This is a genomic window from Aeromonas sp. Y311-2 (assembly GCF_027706025.1).
GTDB classification, from domain to species: domain Bacteria; phylum Pseudomonadota; class Gammaproteobacteria; order Enterobacterales; family Aeromonadaceae; genus Aeromonas; species Aeromonas veronii.
The window spans coordinates 1-1,222 of the sequence record NZ_JAPDCL010000065.1 but is presented as its reverse complement, the minus strand read 5'-3'; the positions used below and the strand labels follow the sequence as shown (position 1 = coordinate 1,222).

The following is a 1,222-nucleotide window of genomic DNA, read 5'->3' as shown; positions in this document are numbered from 1 at the left end:
CTGGGAGAAGCTCCGCCACAAGTAACGGAGCTAACAGGAGACCAGCAGATCATTTTGGAGGTATTGGGTGAGCGCTACCGACAAATTTATTCCTAAATCAGGTGCGGAATGTCGGCTACAAACCTCAGTAGCATACTGATTGAATGCAGCAAGGTGTAAATCGCCCAATATCTTTTTTCGATACTTAGTCACAAATACCAAGTGAACATGGAGAAGATAAGCAGCATGGCGTGATTTGTTGATATTTACGACTTGCATTTAATGACTCTGCTCGGTGTAATGATGTGAAGAAATATTGCTACACACTGAGCATTTAATGCAAATTCTAAAAGCCTACAAATTCCGACTCGAACCGACCGAACAACAAGCGCAACGCCTGCGCCAGTTGGGCGGCAGTGCTCGTTATGTCTGGAATCACGGGCTGGCAGAAACCAAACGCATTCTTGATTCTGGCGAAAAACTGCCTTCTGCCTTTGAGCTTAACCGGATGCTCACCAGTTGGAAGAAAGTCCCAGAAATGGCCTTTCTGGCCGAGGCATACACCGACAACCTCCAGCAGAAACTCAAGGATTTGCACGGCGCGTGGATGCGTTGTTTTGATAAAAAACTCGTCGCCAAAGCCCCAGTTTTCAAGAAGAAAAGCGACAACCGCGACTCTATCCGGTTCGTCAACTTCGACAAGTATTGCCGCCTTGAGAAAGGCCGTGTGAAACTGCCAGCCGGGCTGGCGTGGGTTAAGTTTCGCCAGTCACGCCCAGTAGAAGGGAAGATTAAAAACGCCACTGTCAGCCAAGCCGCCGGGCACTGGTATATCTCATTACAGGTCGAGCAGGAGACGCCTGAGCCAATTCACCCGTCCGGCTCAATGGTCGGGCTGGATGCGGGTATTGCCAAGCTCGCAACCCTGTCAGATGGCACGGTGTTTGAGCCCGTCAACAGCTTCAAAACCCATCAGGCCAAGCTGGCAAGGCTCCAGCGCCAGTTGAGCAAAAAAGTAAAGTTCAGCAGTAACTGGAAGAAGCAAAAAGCCAAGATCCAGCGCCTGCATTCACATATCGCCAATACCCGCCGCGATTACCTTCACAAGGTCACAACGACTATCAGCAAAAACCACGCGATGATCGTCATTGAGGATTTGAAGGTTGCCAACATGTCAAAATCAGCAGCGGGCACGACAAGCCAGCCGGGGCGCAACGTCCGGGCAAAATCAGGGCTGAATCGT

The 1,222-nt window shown here is 50.3% G+C and carries 1 protein-coding gene and 1 pseudogene; one reads left to right on the top strand and one right to left on the bottom strand.

The genetic code is table 11. The annotated features are described in order from the left end of the window. Positions 1–117: 117 nt before the first annotated feature. Positions 118–258, bottom strand: a pseudogene (locus tag OKC42_RS22620) (IS200/IS605 family transposase); the annotation flags it as partial. Between the two features lie 58 nt (positions 259–316). Here OKC42_RS22620 and OKC42_RS22615 point away from each other — a divergent pair. Then, on the top strand, positions 317–1,222 hold a 906-nt coding region (locus OKC42_RS22615; protein ID WP_270820934.1), incomplete at its 3' end, for an RNA-guided endonuclease InsQ/TnpB family protein.